This window comes from Pseudomonas zeae (assembly GCF_014268485.2).
GTDB classification, from domain to species: domain Bacteria; phylum Pseudomonadota; class Gammaproteobacteria; order Pseudomonadales; family Pseudomonadaceae; genus Aquipseudomonas; species Aquipseudomonas neuropathica.
On sequence record NZ_CP077090.1, the window covers coordinates 1,369,293 to 1,389,271 of the forward strand.

General features: G+C 57.9%; 15 protein-coding genes. 12 read left to right on the forward strand and 3 right to left on the reverse strand.

The window, feature by feature from the left end:
• Positions 1 to 22 precede the first annotated feature (22 nt).
• Positions 23 to 478 carry a flavodoxin gene (locus tag HU754_RS05945; RefSeq protein ID WP_095049775.1) on the forward strand — a complete coding sequence of 152 codons (456 nt, stop codon included), beginning with the start codon at positions 23 to 25 and terminating at the stop codon, positions 476 to 478.
• Here HU754_RS05945 and HU754_RS05950 read toward each other — a convergent pair.
• The gene (locus HU754_RS05950; protein WP_186625403.1) at positions 468 to 1,355 is read right to left on the reverse strand and encodes a LysR family transcriptional regulator; all 888 of its coding nucleotides are present in this window, start codon (positions 1,353 to 1,355) and stop codon (positions 468 to 470) included. The genes HU754_RS05945 and HU754_RS05950 overlap by 11 nt on opposite strands.
• A gap of 95 nt (positions 1,356 to 1,450) precedes the next feature.
• Here HU754_RS05950 and HU754_RS05955 point away from each other — a divergent pair, with 95 nt between their 5' ends.
• The 5 genes from HU754_RS05955 (at position 1,451) to HU754_RS05975 (ending at position 5,442) form a co-directional block, all read left to right on the forward strand.
• Positions 1,451 to 1,837: a CidA/LrgA family protein gene (locus tag HU754_RS05955; protein WP_095049777.1), complete on the forward strand. Its 387-nt coding sequence runs from the start codon at positions 1,451 to 1,453 to the stop codon at positions 1,835 to 1,837.
• Entirely contained in the window at positions 1,827 to 2,513 is a 687-nt protein-coding gene (locus HU754_RS05960; RefSeq protein ID WP_093436067.1) for an LrgB family protein, read from the forward strand. The genes HU754_RS05955 and HU754_RS05960 overlap by 11 nt, the downstream gene beginning before the upstream one ends.
• A 131-nt stretch (positions 2,514 to 2,644) precedes the next feature.
• Positions 2,645 to 3,427, forward strand: coding sequence for a class II aldolase/adducin family protein (locus HU754_RS05965; RefSeq protein WP_077571168.1), 783 nt, complete (start codon positions 2,645 to 2,647; stop codon positions 3,425 to 3,427).
• Positions 3,427 to 4,329 (forward strand): alpha/beta fold hydrolase, encoded by a 903-nt coding sequence (locus tag HU754_RS05970; RefSeq protein ID WP_099758022.1) that lies wholly within the window; start codon positions 3,427 to 3,429, stop codon positions 4,327 to 4,329. The genes HU754_RS05965 and HU754_RS05970 overlap by 1 nt, the downstream gene beginning before the upstream one ends.
• A gap of 201 nt (positions 4,330 to 4,530) precedes the next feature.
• Positions 4,531 to 5,442 carry an SDR family oxidoreductase gene (locus tag HU754_RS05975; protein WP_186625405.1) on the forward strand — a complete coding sequence of 304 codons (912 nt, stop codon included), beginning with the start codon at positions 4,531 to 4,533 and terminating at the stop codon, positions 5,440 to 5,442.
• 48 nt (positions 5,443 to 5,490) lie between these two features.
• Here the strand turns inward: HU754_RS05975 and HU754_RS29365 are convergent, their stop codons facing one another.
• Positions 5,491 to 6,114, reverse strand: coding sequence for a hypothetical protein (locus HU754_RS29365; protein ID WP_225919964.1), 624 nt, complete (start codon positions 6,112 to 6,114; stop codon positions 5,491 to 5,493).
• A gap of 669 nt (positions 6,115 to 6,783) precedes the next feature.
• On the opposite strand from HU754_RS29365, the gene HU754_RS05985 reads away from it, so the two are divergent.
• The 4 genes from HU754_RS05985 (at position 6,784) to HU754_RS06000 (ending at position 16,351) form a co-directional block, all read left to right on the forward strand.
• Positions 6,784 to 8,577, forward strand: a complete 1,794-nt coding sequence (locus HU754_RS05985) for a DUF1302 domain-containing protein (protein ID WP_186625407.1) — start codon at positions 6,784 to 6,786, stop codon at positions 8,575 to 8,577.
• Positions 8,578 to 8,600: 23 nt separating this feature from the next.
• Positions 8,601 to 9,968: a DUF1329 domain-containing protein gene (locus HU754_RS05990; protein ID WP_186625409.1), complete on the forward strand. Its 1,368-nt coding sequence runs from the start codon at positions 8,601 to 8,603 to the stop codon at positions 9,966 to 9,968.
• A gap of 139 nt (positions 9,969 to 10,107) precedes the next feature.
• The gene (locus HU754_RS05995; RefSeq protein ID WP_186625417.1) at positions 10,108 to 12,660 is read left to right on the forward strand and encodes a LuxR C-terminal-related transcriptional regulator; all 2,553 of its coding nucleotides are present in this window, start codon (positions 10,108 to 10,110) and stop codon (positions 12,658 to 12,660) included.
• A 175-nt stretch (positions 12,661 to 12,835) separates the two neighbouring features.
• On the forward strand, positions 12,836 to 16,351 hold the full coding sequence (locus HU754_RS06000) for a dermonecrotic toxin domain-containing protein (protein ID WP_186625419.1): 3,516 nt from the start codon (positions 12,836 to 12,838) through the stop codon (positions 16,349 to 16,351).
• Between the two features lie 52 nt (positions 16,352 to 16,403).
• On the opposite strand, the gene HU754_RS06005 is transcribed toward HU754_RS06000, so the two are convergent.
• Positions 16,404 to 17,192, reverse strand: coding sequence for an IclR family transcriptional regulator (locus tag HU754_RS06005; RefSeq protein WP_095125413.1), 789 nt, complete (start codon positions 17,190 to 17,192; stop codon positions 16,404 to 16,406).
• 164 nt (positions 17,193 to 17,356) lie between these two features.
• Between HU754_RS06005 and hmgA the strand changes: the two genes are divergently transcribed.
• Together hmgA and fahA are read left to right on the forward strand one after the other, a co-directional pair.
• The gene (hmgA, locus tag HU754_RS06010; RefSeq protein ID WP_093436108.1) at positions 17,357 to 18,661 is read left to right on the forward strand and encodes a homogentisate 1,2-dioxygenase; all 1,305 of its coding nucleotides are present in this window, start codon (positions 17,357 to 17,359) and stop codon (positions 18,659 to 18,661) included.
• A gap of 3 nt (positions 18,662 to 18,664) precedes the next feature.
• Positions 18,665 to 19,969, forward strand: a complete 1,305-nt coding sequence (gene fahA, locus HU754_RS06015) for a fumarylacetoacetase (protein ID WP_186625426.1) — start codon at positions 18,665 to 18,667, stop codon at positions 19,967 to 19,969.
• Positions 19,970 to 19,979: the final 10 nt, after the last annotated feature.

A 19,979-nucleotide genomic window follows, 5' to 3' on the forward strand; every position in this document is an offset into this window, starting at 1 on the left:
TTTCAGTTTCAGGATCAGATTGATGAAAGTCGCCATCCTCTCCGGTTCGGTCTACGGCACCGCCGAAGAAGTCGCCCGTCACGCCGAGAACCTGTTGAAAGCCGCTGGCTTTGAAACCTTCCACAACTCGCGCGCCAGCCTGGCCGACATCCAGGCGTTCGGCCCTGAAGCATTGCTTGCGGTGACCTCGACCACCGGCATGGGCGAATTGCCCGACAACCTGCAACCGCTGTACTCAGCGATTCGCGACCAGTTGCCCGCCGCACTGCTCGGTTTGCCGGGCGCAGTGATTGCCTTGGGCGACGCCAGTTACGGCGACACTTTCTGCGGCGGTGGCGAGCAAATGCGTGAACTGTTCGGCGAGCTGGGTGTGCGCGAAGTGCAAGAGATGCTGCGCATCGACGCCAGCGAAAGCGTCACCCCGGAAACCGACGCCGAGCCTTGGCTGGCGCAGTTGATCGACACGCTCAAGGGCTGATTCCACGCTCGCGCAACAGCGCCAGCCATGCCTGCGCCGCTTTTGACAGATACGCGCCGCGCCGCCAGATAAACGCGATATCCCAACGCAGATAATCCGGCGCGCGTAAGGTCAGGCGCACCACGCCTGGCCGCACCAGACCGCGTGCAACCACGCTGGGCAACAGCACCACGCCTTGCCCGGCGGCCACCAGCGCCGCAAGGAAATCCGCCTGACCGCTGCGCCCGCCTTCCTTCGGCGTAAAGCCCAGTTGCTGGCACGCCTGCAGCAAGCGGTCGTTGAGCACGAAGCTGCGCTGATAGAGCAGAAAGGGCGTCTCGGCCAATTCCTCCAGACCGATTTCACCTCGATCGGCCAGTGGATGATCCACCGGTAGCAGGGCGTCGAGTTGCTCATCGCAAAACGGCTGACAGTCGAATTGCGGATCCTTGGGCAACAGACTGCCGCCCAATTCCAGTTCACCGCTCAGCACAGCCTGCTCGATATTGCGGCTACCGCCCTCGAGCAACTGAATGCTGATATTCGGGTAGCGTCGCCGGTATTCGGCAAACAGCCCAGCGAACAGCGCGTCACTGCCCAGCAGCGGCAGACCGAGACGCAACTCTCCGCGTGCCAAATGACTCAGGTCGTCCAGTTCCGCGAGCAGTTCGTTGCGCAAGCGCAGCATGCCTTCGGCCCGTTGCAGCACCACGCTGCCAGCGGCCGTCAGGCGCAATTGCGAACCCAGCCGCTCCAGCAAAGGCGTGCCGAGACTCTGCTCAAGTTGCGCGATCTGTTTGCTCACCGCTGACTGGCTGATGTGCAGGGTTTTTGCGGCTTGGGTAAAACCGCCTTGATGCATCACTTCGACAAAGCTGCGCAGTTGTTTGAATTCCATTGTCCGATTCCATTTTGGAATGGTATTGAGTCTAACAATTCGCTTCGGGGATGGCAGGGCGCTTCGTAAAATAAGCGCCTGTCTGGAGCAAAATCATGAACGCCGTCCCGCTCAAACATCTGTCTCGTCTTCTCGCTGAACTCGCTGTATTGCTCGGCCTCTACTTGCTCGGCTGCCAACTCGCGGTCTGGCTGGCGTGGCCGATTCCTGGTGGTGTGATCGGTATGGCGCTGTTGCTGCTGGCCTTTGCCTTTGGCTGGATAAAACCCGCCGCCCTGCAATTGGGCGCAGGGTTGCTGATGGCCGAGATGTTGTTGTTCTTCATTCCTGCGCTGATGAGCCTGCTCGACTATGGCGCACTGTTGCGCAATGACGGCTGGCGAATCCTGTTGGTGATCGCCGCCAGTACATTGATGGTCATGCTGGTGACGGCTTTCACCGTAGAACTTGCCGTGCGCATGAGGCGTTCCCATGAAGCTTGAATGGATGCCGATGTTCTGGCTGGCCTTCACCCTGTTGGCGTATCTGTTCAGCCGCTGGTTGTATCGGCGCACCGGGCGCTACGTCTTGTCACCACTGATTCTGGTGCCGGCGTTGCTGCTGGCGCTCGCCGTGCCCCTGCACACTGCCTATGCCGAATATTCCAGCAACACCCACTGGCTGATGCTGGTGCTCGGTCCCGTCACCGTGGCTTTTGCCGTGCCGATCTGGCAGCAACGCCGTTTGTTGATGCGGCACTGGTCGGCGCTGTTGTTGGGCATGGTTGCCGGCAGTGCGGCGTCGATCGGCACTTCATTCGGGCTGGCCAGGGCGCTGGCGCTCGACAGCTCGGTGACGCTGTCACTGGTGCCGCGTTCGATCACCACACCGTTCGCCATGCCGCTGGCGCAGGACCTCGGCGGCGTGCCGGAGTTGACCGCGGTATTCGTGATGTTCACCGGAGTGTTCGGGGCGATGCTCGGTGGCGTGTTGTTGAAGTGGTTGCCGTTGCGCAGTGCTCTGGCGCGCGGTGCGCTTTTCGGGGTTGGCGCGCATGGTGCCGGTGTCAGTCGGGCCCATGAAGTGGGCGGCGAAGAAGGCTCTGTCGCCGGGCTGGTGATGGTCTTGACCGGGTTGCTCAATCTGTTTGCCGCGCCTTTGTTGGCGTCGTGGCTTTGACATGGATCCAAGGAGTTTGCCTGGCTGACCCGCTCAGTCATCAAGCTGGCTGGCAATGCAACTACGCAATGCTCTGCGCCTGACTAGACTGCTCGTACGTGCAGAACAATAAGAACGCAGAGGTGCATACAGTGAGCGTAGCCCCCGTCCAATCGTCCCTTAATGTCAAAGACCAGGTCAGTGCCGCAGAGTGGCAGACCCGTGTCGATCTCGCCGCTTGTTATCGTCTGGTCGCGCTGCATGGCTGGGACGATCTGATCTTCACCCATATTTCCGCCAAGGTGCCTGGCACCGAAGATTTCCTGATCAACCCGTTTGGTCTGATGTTTCATGAGATCACTGCGTCGAGCCTGGTGAAAGTCGATCAGGCCGGCAACAAACTCATGGACAGCCCTTACGAAATCAACCCCGCCGGCTACACCATCCACAGCGCCGTGCACGAAGTGCGGCACGATGTGGTTTGCGTGCTGCATACCCACACCGCCTCCGGTGTCGCGGTGTCGGCGCAAAAGCAGGGTGTGTTGCCGATCAGCCAGCAGTCGCTGTTCGTGCTTTCGAGCCTGGCTTATCACGCTTACGAAGGCGTGGCGCTGAACCATGAAGAGAAAGCGCGCCTGCAAGCCGATCTTGGCGAGAACAATTTCCTGATGCTGCACAACCACGGTCTGCTGACCTGTGGCGGCACCATCGCCGACACTTTTCTGATGATGTTTACCTTCCAGCGCGCCTGCGACATTCAGGTCATGGCGCAAACCGGTGGCGCTGAACTCATTGCCATCGAACCGCAAATCCTGGCAGGCGCCAAAGCGATGATCGCCGGTGTCACCAAAAGTGCTCAAGGCATGGGTGGCGCGCTGGCCTGGCCAGCGTTGCTGCGCAAACTCGATAAACAAGACCCCGGATATAAACTCTAATGCCTCTTGCCGAGATTCCTCTGTGTGTCTGGCGTAAACGCAGCCAGACGTTTGTCTTTCGTGGCCAGCCGATTCGCTACTGGACGGCCGGGCAGGGTGAGCCGCTGCTGCTGATCCACGGTTTTCCGACCGCCAGTTGGGATTGGCATTATCTGTGGCAGCCGCTGGCCCAGCGATATCGGGTGATTGCCTGCGACATGCTCGGCTTTGGCGATTCGGCCAAACCGCTCAATCACACCTACAGCCTTTTGGAGCAGGCTGACCTGCAGCAGGCATTGCTCGCGCATCTGCAGGTCGGGCAACCGGTTCACTTGCTTGCTCACGACTACGGCGACAGCGTTGCCCAGGAACTGCTCGCCAGGCACTACGAAGACAAGATCGAGATCGCCAGTTGTGTGTTCCTCAACGGCGGGTTGTTTCCGGAAACCCATCGTCCGGTGCTGATGCAGAAACTGCTGCTCAGCCCGTTGGGCTGGATGATCGGTCGGGCGTTTACCCGTGATGCTCTGGTGAAAAGCTTCCGGCAGATCTTCGGTCCGCAAACCCGGCCGAGCGAAAGCGAACTGGACGACTTCTGGAGCCTGGTCGACAGCAATCGCGGGCCACGGATCATGCACAAATTGATCAGCTACATTCCCGAGCGTCGAGTGCAGCGTGATCGTTGGGTGAGCGCGATGCAGCGTGGCGAGATTCCGTTACGGGTGATTGATGGCGAAGTCGATCCGATTTCCGGGGCGCACATGGTCGAGCGTTACCGTGAATTGATCCCCGACGCCGACACGGTGTTGCTGCCAGGCATCGGCCACTATCCACAGACCGAGGCGCCGGTGCAGGTGCTCAAGCATTATCTGGAGTTTCGCGATCGTTTTGTGCTGCCACCGCGCAAAGTCGCCTGCTCCTGAAAGATCAAAAGATCGCAGCCTGCGGCAGCGCCTACACAAATTCAATGTAGGCGCTGCCGCAGGCTGCGATCTTTTGATCTTTTGACGCCTTCATCATCCCCTAACCTTATCGCACACCATTCAGCCTCAGCCGTATTCGTTGTGACCCAAAGCCCTGTGCCTGACACTCGGACTCAATACTGGCCTGCTGGAGTTGCTGCGATGAATGAGTCTGTGCGTTTCGAAGATAAAGTTGTCATCGTCACCGGAGCCGGTGGTGGCCTCGGACGCGCCCACGCATTGTTGTTCGCCAGGCAGGGCGCCAAAGTGCTGGTCAACGACCTCGGCGGCTCGACCCAGGGCGAAGGCGCCAACGCCTCCGCTGCCGACCGCGTCGTCGCCGAAATCCGCGAGGCCGGCGGCATTGCCGAAGCCAACCACGACTCGGTCACCGACGGCGACAAACTGGTGCAAAACGCCCTTGATGTCTTCGGTCGCGTCGACGTCGTGGTCAACAACGCCGGGATCCTGCGCGACAAGACCTTCCACAAAATGGACGACGCCGACTGGGATCTGGTTTACCGCGTCCATGTCGAAGGCGCCTACAAAGTCACCCGCGCCGCGTGGCCACACCTGCGCGAGCAAAACTACGGCCGGGTAATCTTCACCGCCTCGACCTCAGGCATCTACGGCAACTTCGGCCAGTCCAACTACGGCATGGCCAAACTGGGTCTTTACGGTTTGACCCGTACGCTGGCCATCGAAGGTCGCAAGAACAACATCCTCGTCAACGCGATCGCGCCTACCGGCGGCACCCGCATGACCGAAGGCTTGATCCCGCCGCAAGTATTCGAGCAATTGAAGCCAGAACTGGTCAGCCCGTTGGTGGTGTATCTGGCCAGTGAGCAATGCCAGGAAACGTCAGGGCTGTTCGAAGTCGGTGGCGGCTGGATGGGCAAGGTGCGTTGGGAGCGCAGCCTCGGTGCCGGGTTTGATCCGCGGGTGGGCTTCTCGCCGGAAGATGTCGCGGCGCACTGGCAGCAGATCTGTGATTTCGAAGGGGCGGCGCATCCGAAGGACAATATTGAGGCGTTGAAGGAAATGATGGCGAATTTGCAGAAGTATTCGCTTTAAGAAACGTTTGAGCCTCGCTGCGTTCTGGATGCGGCGAGGCTCCTTCTATTACTCCTCGTACCGCTTATCAATCATGAATTCCGGGATTTCCCAGTTTGGACCCGGAATGGCAACAGCCGCATTACCCTCAGCCAGTACACCCTCACGAAATAATTCCTCGTATGTTCTCCACAATTCACCGCGCGCGATAACTTCAAAACGATAACGTCCGAACAGTGTGTCGATGGAGGGAAATGCCAAACCGATAGCCAAAACTGATAACAAATCTCTGAGATTTTCTTGCCTGACAGCTTGTTCGAGTTTGGCAGTCGAACTCTTGGATCTGCTGACGCATTCAAATGCTTCCAACTCTTGTTTTTTCGCCGCGTCGATGGCCTCTTCCGTATAGCGTAATGACTCATCGTCGCTCAGTTTGAAGTCTTCAAGTGTGGCCGTATGGAGGTTATTCCAAAGGGACGGATTACTTTTGGGAATGTAGTCGTCGGCGAATCCCATCGCTCTGAATCGCTCCATCATTCGAAGTGAATAGGCATAGAACCGTCGATCGGTATCGGTTATCTCGAGCTTGCGCTCCAGTATGGCGTCAAGACGCTTGATCATGATGAGGTTGGCTGCAGACCCTTTTCCTTCAATTTTTGTTTCGGCGCCCTCAACAAAACTTTGCTCCAACATTCGTTTTACTCACTGCGAATTTTTCGGTTTGCGGAGCAATTAACCTACATCAGCTTTCGAACGGAAATATCTGCATCAATCGTCAGTAATGACCTGCCTGGTTGTATGAATAATGTGGAAAGCGGTTTGATAGCTTGGCATTAAAAGACCAAAAGGATATTTCCTACAGCAATGGGGGGATCTTCCCGCTGATGCAGGTGATGTGAGTAAAACGGCGCCCATAAAAAAGGCCGCTGCAAACGCAGCGGCCAAGGTAAGACGTTGGATCAAGGAGCTACAAATCAACGTCAGTGAACACCGGGGCGATAAACCGAAGTCTTCGATTCATCTGAAATCTGTCAGCAATGGCCTGAGTCGCTCAAAGGCCAGTGCTTCGTGCTTTGCGGCGTGTGCCGTGAAAGCGCGTTCAGAATAAGGTGTTGAACACGTAGGAAAAATACCGATTCCGGACATGCACTGTTGCGGGGCACGTAACAGTCCCATGTGCGGATGTGCACCATGCGCGGCACTGATGTTCTTCCATCCAGCCGATCCATGAACGGCGCAAAGCCCCGTCGTTCAAGGCCATTCATCCTTTCGAGCGACAACACGAATACCTCCTTGGTGCGCTTATCGACCCGGTCACCCGGCAGTAGGGTGGGGCCTTCTGTCACTCACCGGGGAAGACGCATGACAAAAACAACAATGCGCGCCATCTTCACACCGCAGGCGCTGGCCGCCGCGGTGGCTTTGGGGTGCTGCGCCCAGGCGCACGCGGTTGCGTTCAACATTGGCGAGATCGAGGGCACCTTCGACTCTTCGCTGTCGATCGGTGCGAGCTGGGGCATGCGCGATGCCGACAAGTCGCTGGTCGGCACGGTCAATGGCGGGACCGGGCAATCCTCGACCGGTGATGACGGGCGTTTGAATTTCAAGAAGGGTGAGACCTTCTCGAAGATCTTCAAAGGTATTCACGATCTTGAACTCAAGTACGGCGACACCGGTGTCTTCGTGCGTGGCAAGTACTGGTATGACTTCGAGCTGAAGGACGAAGACCGCGAGTTCAAGCCGATCAGCGACAGCGGACGCAAAGAAGGTGCGAAATCTTCCGGCGCGCAGATCCTTGATGCATTCGTCTATCACAACTATTCCATCGCCGATCTGCCGGGCACCGTGCGCGCGGGCAAGCAGGTGGTGAGCTGGGGCGAAAGTACCTTCATCGGCAACTCGATCAACAGCATCAACCCGATCGACGTTTCGGCGTTTCGTCGCCCCGGAGCGGAGATCAAGGAAGGCCTGATTCCGGTCAACATGCTGTTTGGCTCGCAAGGCCTGACCGATCAACTGACCGTCGAAGGGTTCTATCAACTGGAGTGGGATCAGACCGTTCTCGACAACTGCGGCACCTTCTTCGGTGTCGATGTGGCGGCGGACGGTTGCAACAACGGCTACACCGTTGGCAACCCGGCAATCGCACCGTTTGTGCCGCTGACCCAGGCTTTTGGCCAAGGCATTCAGGTGACTCGCGAAGGCGTGGTGATCCCCCGTGGCGGCGACCGCGATGCGCGGGATTCCGGGCAATGGGGAACGGCGTTGCGCTGGCTCGGTGATGACACCGAATATGGCCTGTACTTCATGAACTACCACAGCCGTACGCCAACGGTTGGCACTACCACGGCTGGCCTGTCGACGCTGGCGGCATTGCCGGGCATGGTCGGGATCGCCAATGGCCTGGCTCCCGGCAGCGGTTCCGGCCTGGCGCAGAGCGTGATGCTCGGGCGCGGTGGTTACTACCTTGAGTACCCGGAAGACATTCGCCTCTACGGCGCGAGTTTCTCCACCACATTGCCGACCGGCACGGCATGGACTGGCGAAATCAGCTACCGCCCGAATGCGCCGGTACAGGTCAACACCAATGACCTGACGCTAGCGCTGCTCAATCCGATTGCCGGTGGCGCTGCTTCGCCGATCGCCACCACTGCGGGAGCCGACAACAAGGGCTATCGGCGCAAAGAAGTCACGCAAATCCAGAGCACCCTCACGCACTTTTTCGATCAGGTGTTAGGCGCGGAACGCCTGACCGTGGTAGGCGAAGCTGCGGTGGTGCATGTCGGTGGCCTGGAGTCGCGCAGCGATCTGCGTTATGGCCGCGACTCGGTATACGGCCAATACGGTTTCGGTGGTGATACCGACGGTTTCGTCACCTCGACCTCATGGGGCTACCGTGCCCGGGCGATCCTCGATTACGCCAACGTGATCGGCGGGGTCAACTTCAAACCCAACCTGTCGTGGTCGCATGACGTCGCCGGTTATGGCCCCAACGGCCTGTTCAACGAAGGTGCGAAAGCGATCAGCGTCGGCGTCGATGCCGACTACCGCAACACCTACACCGCAAGCCTCAGTTACACCGACTTTTTCGGTGGCGACTACAACGTCCTCGAAGACCGTGACTTCGTCGCCCTGAGCTTCGGCGTGAACTTCTGATCTGCCCGAGAAGGATGAATGCAATGCGCAAAATGATTCTGCAATGTGGTGTGCTGGCCCTGAGTCTGCTGGCGGCCAACGTGATGGCTGCGGTGTCGCCGGAGGAGGCCAATAAACTCGGCACCAGCCTGACGCCGCTCGGCGCCGAGAAGGCCGGCAATGCTGACGGTTCGATACCGGCATGGACCGGCGGCATCCCGAAAAACGCCGGGGCGGTGGACAGCAAAGGCTTCCTCGCCGACCCGTTTGCCAATGAAAAACCGCTGTTCACCATCACTGCAGCCAACGTCGACAAGTACAAGGACAAGCTCTCGGACGGGCAGGTGGCGATGTTCAAACGCTACCCGGAAACCTACAAGATCCCGGTCTATCCGACCCATCGCACGGTCGCCGTACCAGCGGAAATCTATGAGTCGGCCAAACGCAGCGCGCTCAATGTCACCAGCATTAACGATGGTAATGGCCTGGCCAATTTCACTGGCAACCGCTACTACGCCTTCCCGATTCCGAAGACTGGCGTGGAGGTGTTGTGGAACCACATCACCCGGTATCACGGCGGTAACCTGCGGCGCATCATCACCCAGGTGACCCCGCAGACCAACGGCAGCTACACGCCGATCCGCTTCGAAGAAGAGATCGCCGTGCCGCAACTGATGAAGGATCTCGATCCGGAAAAAGCCGCCAACGTGCTGACTTTCTTCAAACAGTCGGTAACGGCGCCTGCACGTCTGGCCGGTAACGTGCTGCTGGTCCACGAAACCCTCGATCAGGTGAAGGAACCGCGTCTGGCGTGGATCTACAATGCCGGCCAGCGCCGCGTGCGTCGGGCGCCGCAAGTGGCCTATGACGGCCCGGGCACCGCCGCCGATGGCCTGCGCACGTCGGACAACTTCGACATGTTCTCCGGCGCTCCGGATCGCTACGACTGGAAACTGGTCGGCAAAAAGGAAATGTACATCCCGTACAACAGCTACAAACTCGATTCGCCGAAGCTCAAGTACGACGACATCGTCAAGGCCGGGCATATCAATCAGGACCTGACCCGCTACGAACTGCACCGCGTCTGGGAAGTGATCGGCACGGTCAAGCCGAGCGAGCGGCACATCTATGCCAAGCGTCACATGTACATCGATGAAGACAGCTGGCAAGTGGCGCTGGCGGACCACTACGACGGTCGCGGGCAACTGTGGCGTGTCGCCGAAGGTCACGCTCAGTACTACTACGATCACCAGGCGCAGGCCTACACACTGGAAGCGCTCTACGACATCATTGCCGGTCGCTACATTGCCCTGGGAATGAAGAACGAAGAGAAGCACAGTTTCGAGTTCGGCTTCGAAGCCAAGGCTGCCGACTACACGCCAGCGGCCTTGCGCGCAGAGGGCGTGCGGTAACGGTTGTGATACACAGGCGAGGCAAAAGGCGACCGCTCGGTCGCCTTTTTTATGGACACCAATCAGCGCGCTGAATACTCGTCAACAAGTGCAGGGGAGAGGGCTAGGGTGAGGGCACAACGATAAAAAGGCTCACCCGATGACCGCTATGACTGCCTGTCTGGATCGCCCCGGATTCTTGCCCAGACTATCTTCCCATCATCAACTTCGGCCTCGACTGAGTGAGCCGCTACTGACATCGGTGGCGCGGATCAGGCTGATTTGCGCGCCGCCCGGCAGTGGCAAAAGCGCGTTGCTCTCCGAATGCCTGTCACAGGCACCGGCACACTGTGTAGTGCACTGGCTGCCACTGATGGGCGTGTCGTTGAGTACGGAGGAGTTCTGTCGGCGGCTGAGTCTGGCATTGGGGCTGGCAGCAATGGATGAGGCGCAATTGGCGGCGGCACTGGCACGCTGGTCAGCGCCCACCTGGCTGTTTATCGACGACTATTGTCGGCTCCCCGACCCGGCTCTCGATGTATTGTTGGACCGCTTGCTGGCGCGCAGCAGCCCGGCATTGATCTGGTGGATCGGCACGCGTCGACGCCCCCAGTGCAATTGGCCACGGTTGCTGCTGGACGACGAATTGTTTGAATGCGAAAGCGCGACGCTGGCGCTGACCCCGGAAGAAATCGCCCAGGCGTTAAAACACCTGTCCGCGGAGCAGGCTGCCAGTGTGGCCGCGCGGATTGTTCATCGAACCGGTGGCTGGTGCGCCGGGGTGCGCATGGCGCTGCTGCAAAAATGCGACTGGTCGCAGACCCTTCAGCCGCAGCAACGGGTGGAAACGCTGCTGGATTATCTGCAGCACGAACTGTTCAGCGGTCTGACGCCGGAGTTGGCCGAGGTCTGGCGGGTACTGGCGAATCTGCCGCGCTTCAATGCTGAGTTGTGTGAGCACTTGTTCGGTGCCGGAGAAGGCGCGGACTACCTGCGCACCCTGCAAACGCTGGGTTGTTTCATCGAACCATGGAATGACTCGTCCCAGTGGTTGCAGATCTTTGCACCTTTGGCTCAAGTGATGCGCGATGAGCGTTGGCCTGCGGCCCGCTCATGGCATCGTCGGGCATGCCAATGGTTCGCCGCTGCCGGGGACTGGCGCTCGGCTTTCGAGCAGGCGTTGCTTGCCGAGGAATTCGAAACGGCAGTGAGTCTGTTGCAGCACTTCAACTTCGAGCATCTTTTTGAAGAGCAAACGGTGGTGCTGTTGTTGCGCCTGCATGAATCTCAGGGGGAAGGAGTGACCTTGGGATCACCGCAGTTGGTTGGTCTGATTACCGCAGCTCTTCTGTTTGCCGGCCGTTTTGAACAGGCCACGCAGTGCATCGCGCACTTGGCGAGGTTCATGCCGCAACCTTCGGCGGCACTGGAACGACAACTGATTGCAGGCTGGCAAGCACAACAAGGCTGGCTGATGCATTTGCAGGGGCGTATGACGCCTGCGCGCGAACTTTTTCAGCAAGCTCTGGAAGCGCTCGATGGCGATGCCTGGGCCACAAGGCTGCTGTGCCTGTCAGGGCTGACTCAACAAGCCTTGCTCTGTGATGAACTCGAACAAGCGCACGCCATCAGTCGCGAAGCGTTGTGTCTGGCGCGGGCACAAGGCTCCTTGCTGTTTGAAGGCTTGCTGGAACTTGATCACGCGCAGTTGCTTGAGCAGCGTGGTGCTCCAGCCCGCGCTGACAACCTGCTACTGAGCATTGAGCAGTTAATTGGCCAGCGCGCTGAGCGGCCATCGCCGCTGCTCGGTCGTATCGCCCTGCGTCGTGGTCGATTGGCGTTGGTCATGGGGCTGGAGGAGCAAGCCGCGGTTCTGTTCAAACGTGGCCTGGAGGATTGTCTGCGCAGTCACGATAAACGGGTGTTGTTCGGCTATCTGGGGCTGGCGCAGATAGCGGCCAACCACTGTGAATACACGCAAGCATTCGAGCGCTTGCACGAGGCTGAGCGGTTGATGCAGCAGCGCAGGATTCCAGACACGGTTTACCGTGGTGTGTTGTTACAGGTCAGTAGCCAGATCTGGCTGCAGCAGGGGCGGGCGCAGTTGGCACATGAGGCGTTGAGCCGGGTGCTGCGCCACTATCAACCGCCGAACGCGTTGCAGGCACCTCCGGCGACGGTTCAACTGATTGCGCGTATCCAGTATTTGCTGATATTGGCCACGGCATCTTTGCAGCGCGGTAGTGATCTCCCGGAGCAACTTCAGGTGTTGCTGGATAAAGCCCGCAAGTGCGGGGCGCAGACACTTGAGGCGGAGTTGCATTTTGCCCTCGCCGAAGTGGCATTGCTGCACAGCGAGTCGTTACGGGTGGTTGAGCATGTGGAGTGCGCGTTGAAGATCGTCCGGCGCTCGGAGGCGCAATTGCTGATACGCCAGGTCACCCTGCGCTCGCCGAACATATTTGATCGGACAAATGTGCTGGAGGAAAAGCCACAAGTTGTAGCCGAATCTGAAGCTGAAAGTTCACTGAGTCAGCGAGAGTTACAAGTCTTGGTGTTGATTGCGGCAGGTGATTCCAATCAACAAATCGCAGAAAAACTTTTCCTTTCATTGCATACCGTTAAAACTCATGTCCGAAGGATCTATATAAAATTGGGGGTGATGCGTAGAACGCATGCGGTGGCCAGGGCCAGAACATTGGGTTTGATGTAGGTGCGAGGTTGTTAGATGTTTGTAGTTGTAACTTAGGGGCTTGTTGGTGTTGTAATTAAACACTGTTGGAAACAGTGTGGTGGGTATCTTTCTGCTCTGAATCTGAATTAGCTTGATTTGGCGAGGCAAGTTGTAATTGGCCACTTGTCATTATCAAGCTGATAGAGATTTCATTATGGAAATTAATAAAGAAGCCGAAAGCCAAAGTCTGCGTGAAGTGGGGAAGGCCCTGGAAAGTATCTCGCAGGAATTGAAGCGTGTTCCGTCATTTTCAGTGGTGGTGCAGGACACTTTGCGTGAAGCGTTATGGAAGGTCTCCGAAGGTGTGCGGCTGAGCAGCCTGTTCGTCAATGTCGTGGCGGGCGCCAAACCGAAAAATAAACAGCCGGTCGGACGTTTGCTGGATGTCGCGCTTGAGTGCCTGCAAAGTGGTCGGCCGCCAAACTATGATGTCAATGATTATGGTGTTTTCAATCACCCGAATTTTACCAGTCGTGAAGACATTCTTACGCAAGTCCCGATCTCGGCTATTGAAAAATCAGTAGCAGATTTGCTGAAGAAACTGGAAGTCGATTACACGGCGACTGTGCGGCAGTACTGGGAAAATCCGACCGTTCAAAAAACAAGTGGAGCTTATCCTCAGTTAACGCGAAAGTCTGCTTTAGGTGTGCTCGAAGCTAACCTTTTCATTAGTGAGCTGGAGGCGCTGACGATTCAAGGGGTCATTACTCAGCAACAAAGCGCGCTGATCAGTACGACCGTACAACCCAGTCTGACCGGCACTTGTTACGGGGTTTTCATTGAAGGTCAGAATGGCAAATACATCGAGCAGAACGCGATGTTTGTATTGCCCCTTACAACCCCTGTCTATGAACAGTTGATTCCCGGTGAGCAGGGCGCTGTCGTACTCTACTGCGCGAATCGTGGTCTCGAAGTGTTTTCTTCCATTTGGAAGCTTGAACAAGCGTTGTTGAGCCGACTGGGCTCCTCGGAAACTCAGGAAGAGTTTCTGCAAACGCTGTCGCTCAGTGAACGCGTTGGGTTCGCCTACGTCCCTGCTATTCGTTTTTTGAAAGTTCGTGCGAATTTGTTTGAGAGATTCGTTGATAAGCGGATTCAGACGATGTACAGCGACATCACTGGGTATCTTGAATCTGTCGGTAAGCCAGGTTCGGAGTTTGATAAAATTGTTGTCGCCGTAGAGGCCGCACAATCGTTGCCCGATTTGAATCGTCAGGCCAGAAAACGCCAGGTACAACTGATTAAGCATGTCGAGCGGAATGCTTGGCCGCAATGGTTGAAAAGCACTTCCGATGTCAATCAGGAAGTGTATGTTTCCCTGCAAAAAGAGCTGCTTGAAGCCGAAGTAAAACTTCATGAGGTCACTCACGGAGTTGCTTCGCTGAAAGACTACGCGCGGTTGGCCGTAGAGGACTTCATATCGCCGGGTAAAGATGAGCGTATCGACCCGGACACGGTATTCGTGAAAGTCACCCATACCGTGCCTCTGGCGGATGGAAAAAAGGTGGAACTCACCGAGCGCAAAACGCTGACTCAGGCCTTTATGCAAGGTGCTCATGATCTGGCAGGGCAATATCAGATCGTTCCGGAGGTCCCCTCCAGTCTGCCAAAGTTGAGTCCATCGAACATCCTGCGTGCCATCAAGTCGTTGGACGTTCGTGTTGCCTATACCTCGGCTCAACGTCTTCTGTATTCGCAAGCCGAAGTTACCGAGTCGCTGCGTTTGGTCCTTAGCCGTAAAACAGCGCTGACCCTGTTCGCGGCGATCCTGCAGAAACACGTGGGACCTTCAGCTCATAAATTGGTGATGGGTTATAACCTCGGCGATACGTCCATTGAAACGCTAGGCGTGGCGCTCAAACACTGGTTCAAGCCTTTCAATGGTTTGCTGGTTTATCGCAGGAAAGGTGTGGCAGCCGATCGCAGCGCGCATGTCCTGCATATACCGGGTTCGTCAGCCGGGCAGGAGTGGTTTGAGTTCACCGACCTGAAAAGCTTGCAGCAAAAGTTGGCGCAATGGGCGGCCAAGGCTGAAACCTGGGCGTACTTGCTGAGTCAGGCACATGCCAGCGACAGTGCGCAGATGCAAAGTGATTATCTGAGTCTAAAACCATTTGAGGTACTGAATGAATGGTGGTGGTCTAAGATTAAGTTGGTCGATTTACCCGAAGCGGAGCCTTTGTTCGGAGCCGTTCAAAATCACATCTTGTGGAGTATCGATCAAACCGAGGCTGCCACCCCTCAATGGTACAGAAAGGCCAGCTCGAACGATCAGCACCTGCTCAATCGTCTGAACGCTGATTTCAAGGCTATTCACCATCATTCCCGGGAAATGCTGGCGGTCGAGCCGTTCAAACAGTTTGCCAGCCATTTGGTGAAGAAGGAGCTGAAGCAGTATTTTGCCCGGACAGGTTCAGCTGTGGACATTAATCCTGACGAGGTATGGGTCAAATTTCACGCAGACTCGAAGATCAGCCTGACCGATCTGTTTATTCAGTGGCAAAAGTGGCGCAGTGACGTAAGCGCGTTCGAGAAATTTTTCACCTGGGTGAACCCTCAATTGGCCGGTATTGAAAATTTGCGAGAGCAACTCAGACAGGCCACCTTCTGGACGTTTACCGGACAACCCATTGCCCAACTGAATGCCAGAGTTATCAATGATCTGATCGATCTGAGGCCCGGTGAAAAGTATCTTCAATATCTGAAAGATAAATTCCTCAATGCGTCCGACATTGACTTGAAAGCAAGTCTGTATCGAAAAACAAAACAAAATGAAATGCTCCGGACCGCGTTGATTCAGAAAATCAAAGGCGAGCTCTCCCTCGACCAATTCAGCTGGTTGCAGGGACTCATTAACGGATTTGATCGCGATCTGCCTCGTCAGGGCATCATCACCACGGGTGGGAAGCCGGGCATTGGCGTTTACGAGTTCACTCTCAGGGGACGCGCCCTTGTCGGGGCTTACGTTTTTGGGCGCAAAGTCAGCGGGCGTGATGAGTTTTTTGTCTATATTCCCGATACGCCTGATGGCAAGGATTTCTTCCCTGTCCAGGAACTTGCAGGTCGATTGAAAAGCGTGACCTTCAACAAAAAGGTCTTGAGCCTCGCTCGTCTGGAACATCAGCAGGCGGTGAAAAACCTCCTGGACACCTACTGGGACTCGAACCCGGTAGCGACCAGCAATCCGGAATTGACCAACAGTTATCCAGTACTGGCTTTCAAACAGGAGTACCTGGCTAAAATCGGGCAACTCGTCGCTGATGTGGATTTTCAGACGAGCAGTTATCTGGAAGCGCTGTGGAAGGATGTGAGGGTACTGGCCGAATTTGCCCTGGATGTAGCTTCGATGTTCATTGCGCCACTTGGCCTGGCACTGACCGTACTGCGCATTACTCAGTCGGTTGTGCTGGGCATTGTGGCTTCCAGTCAGGGCTCGGATGAGGCTGCGAACGCACACTTTGCATCGGCGTGGCGAGGGGCGATTCTGTTGTACGTTGGCAAAGTGGCGGCGATCGGCGCGCCCGTGAACCCGATTGCTCTGCTATCGAGCGTCAGGGATTTCGCCGATGTGATGGCAGGCGTCACCGGTGTTGAAGTCAGCATCAACTACGTGACAGCAATCACCGCACCTCCTGCGGTCGTGAATAGCACCACTCGTCTGCTCAACTGACAGATGAAACTGCGCGAGTAACGGCCCTCGTTACTCGCTCGATTGGCGCCGTTCAGGCCTGCAGAGGTTCATAACCCATCCGCCAACTCACGGCCCGCGTCGCCGCCAGCAACCGCTGCGCCGCCGGGCCGTTTTCGTCGGCGTGGAACAATGAAGTGGGGCCAACGATGGTCAACACGGCGGCGACCTGGCCGACGGCGTTGAACACCGGGGCGGACAACGCATCCACACCCGGCATCAGCAGGCCATGCACATGATGCAGACCGCGTTCGCGGATCTGTTCGCACAGGGTTGCGTAGGTTTTTTCATCCTTCAATGGATGATCCACAGCGGCAATTTCCTGCTCGCGCAACTCATCGGTTTCCCGATGGGGCAAGTAGGCGCTGAACACCAGTCCAGTCGATGAACTGAGCAGTGGCAACACTGAACCCAGTTGCGTCACCACCGTCACCGCGCGCACCGCCGGTTCGATATGCACCACGGTCGCGCCCTGATTGCCCCACACCGCCAGAAAGCAGGTTTCGTTGAGTTCGTCGCGCAGTTCGGCCAACGGCAGGGCGGCGACTTTCAGCACGTCCATACTGTTGAGTGCGGCCAGGCCTACGCGCAAGGCTTCGCGGCCGAGCCCGTAATGGTTGGTAGCGGTGTTCTGCTCGGCGAATCCTGAAGCGATCAACGCTTGCAGATAGCGATGAACCTTGCTCGCCGGCATCTGCACATGTTCGGCCAGACGCGACAACGAAGTGGACGGCGACAACTCGGCCAGAGCCTTGAGGATGTCGGTGCCGACTTCGGCGGAGCGGACTTTCTGTTTGCCGTTGCTGTCGCTGGTTTTTTCCATGGTGCGGCCGGGTTCCGAAACGAATGGGCGTCTTTATAGCTTGACGCTGGATAGCGAGCAAATTACGTTATGCGTAATCGAATTACGATAATAACAACCCCGGCGTGCCGAAACCTCTGAGCCAGAGCGATGGGCCACTGCCGACTCCCTGTTCAGGAGGCTCCATGAACCCCGATTCAACCGCCCAGGCGCTGGCGTATCAGTCCGGTTTCGGCAACGAATTCAGCTCTGAAGCGTTGCCCGGCGCGCTGCCCGTTGGCCAGAACTCCCCGCAAAAAGCCCCCTACGGCCTCTACACCGAATTGTTTTCCGGCACAGCATTCACCATGACCCGCAGTGAAGCGCGGCGCACCTGGATGTACCGGATCCAGCCGTCGGCCAATCACCCGGCCTTCGTCAAACTGGAGCGGCAACTGGCCGGTGGGCCGCTGGGCGAAGTGACGCCCAATCGCCTGCGCTGGAACCCGCTGGAGATCCCGGCCGAGCCGACCGATTTCATCGACGGTCTGGTGAGCATGGCCGCTAACGCGGGTGCAGAGAAACCGGCCGGCATCAGCATCTACAACTACGTCGCCAACCGCTCGATGGAGCGGGTGTTCTTCAACGCCGACGGCGAACTGCTGCTGGTGCCGCAACTCGGCCGTCTGCGCATCGCCACCGAATTGGGTGTGCTGGAAGTCGCGCCGCTGGAAATCGCCGTGCTGCCGCGCGGCCTGAAATTCCGGGTTGAATTGCTCGACCCACAAGCGCGCGGCTATGTCGCCGAGAACCACGGCGCGCCGCTGCGTCTGCCGGATCTGGGACCGATCGGCAGCAACGGTCTGGCCAACCCGCGTGACTTCCTGACCCCGGTTGCCGCTTACGAGAACCTCCAGCAACCGACCACGCTGGTACAGAAGTTCCTTGGCCAGTTGTGGGCCACCGAACTCAATCACTCGCCGCTGAACGTGGTCGCCTGGCACGGCAATAACGTGCCGTACAAATACGACCTGCGCCGGTTCAACACCATCGGCACCGTCAGCTTCGATCACCCGGATCCGTCGATCTTCACCGTGCTGACTTCGCCGACCAGCGTGCACGGTCTGGCCAACCTCGACTTCGTGATCTTCCCGCCGCGCTGGATGGTCGCCGAGAACACCTTCCGTCCGCCGTGGTTTCACCGCAACCTGATGAACGAATTCATGGGCCTGATCCAGGGCGAATACGACGCCAAGGCCGAAGGCTTCGTGCCCGGCGGTGCGTCGTTGCACAGCTGTATGAGCGCCCACGGCCCTGATGGCGAGACTTGCACCAAAGCAATCAACGCCGAACTCAAACCGGCGAAGATCGACAACACCATGGCCTTCATGTTCGAGACCAGTCAGGTGCTGCGCCCAAGCCGCTTCGCCCTCGACTGTCCGCAACTGCAATCCACTTATGACGCCTGCTGGGCCACTTTGCCCGCCACGTTCGACCCGACCCGGAGATAACCCATGACGCAGAATTCCATCACCCGCAGCTGGGTTGCCTCGGCCAACGGCCACGCTGATTTCCCGCTGCAGAACCTGCCGCTGGGTGTGTTCAGCAGCAACGGTGCGATGCCGCGCGCTGGCGTGGCGATTGGCGACCATATCTTCGATCTGCAAGTAGCGCTGGAAGCCGGGCTGTTCGACGGTGTTGCGCGCAGCGCTGTCGAAGCCATGCACGGCGGCCAGTTGAACGCATTCTTCGAACTCGGTCGTGAGGGGCGTGTGGCACTGCGCACCCGTCTGCTGGAACTGTTCAGCGAAGGCAGCACGCACCGCGGCAACATCGAAGCCCAAGGCGCGAAACTGCTGCCCCTGGCCGCCGATTGCCAGCTGCATCTGCCGGCACGCATCAGCGATTACACCGACTTCTACGTCGGCATCGAGCACGCGCAGAACGTCGGCAAACTGTTCCGCCCGGATAACCCGCTGCTGCCGAACTACAAGCATGTGCCGATCGGTTATCACGGTCGCGCCTCCACCGTGCGTGCTTCCGGTACCGACGTGCGTCGCCCTAAAGGCCAGACGCTACCGGCCGGTCAGACCGAGCCTGTGTTTGGCCCGTGCGCGCGCCTGGACTATGAGCTGGAACTGGGCATCTGGATCGGTCAAGGCAACGAGATGGGTGACTCGATCGCCATCGGTGACGCCGCTGATCATATTGCCGGTTTCTGCTTGCTCAACGACTGGTCGGCGCGCGATATCCAGGCCTGGGAATACCAGCCACTGGGGCCGTTCCTGTCGAAGAGTTTCATTACCAGCGTCTCGCCGTGGGTGGTCACCGCCGAAGCGCTGGAACCGTTCCGCACCGCGCAGCCGAAGCGTCCTGAAGGTGATCCGCAGCCGCTGCCGTACCTGTTCGATAAACGCGATCAGGACGGCGGTGCCTTCGACATCGAACTGGAAGTTTTGCTGCTCACCGAAGCCATGCGCGAGCAGAACCTGCCGGCCCATCGCCTGACCCTGAGCAACACCCGCTACATGTACTGGACCGTCGCGCAAATGGTCGCGCACCACAGCGTCAACGGTTGCCAGTTGCAGGCCGGCGATCTGTTCGGTTCGGGCACCTTGTCCGGCCCTGAAAACGGTCAGTTCGGTAGCCTGCTGGAAATCACCGAGGGCGGTAAAAAACCGATCGAGCTGGCTTCTGGAGAAGTACGTAAGTTCCTTGAAGATGGCGACGAAATCATCCTGCGCGCACGTTGCGCTCGCGACGGTTTTGCCTCGATCGGCTTCGGCGAATGCCGCGGCAAAGTGCTGGCGGCGCGCTGACAGGAGTGGG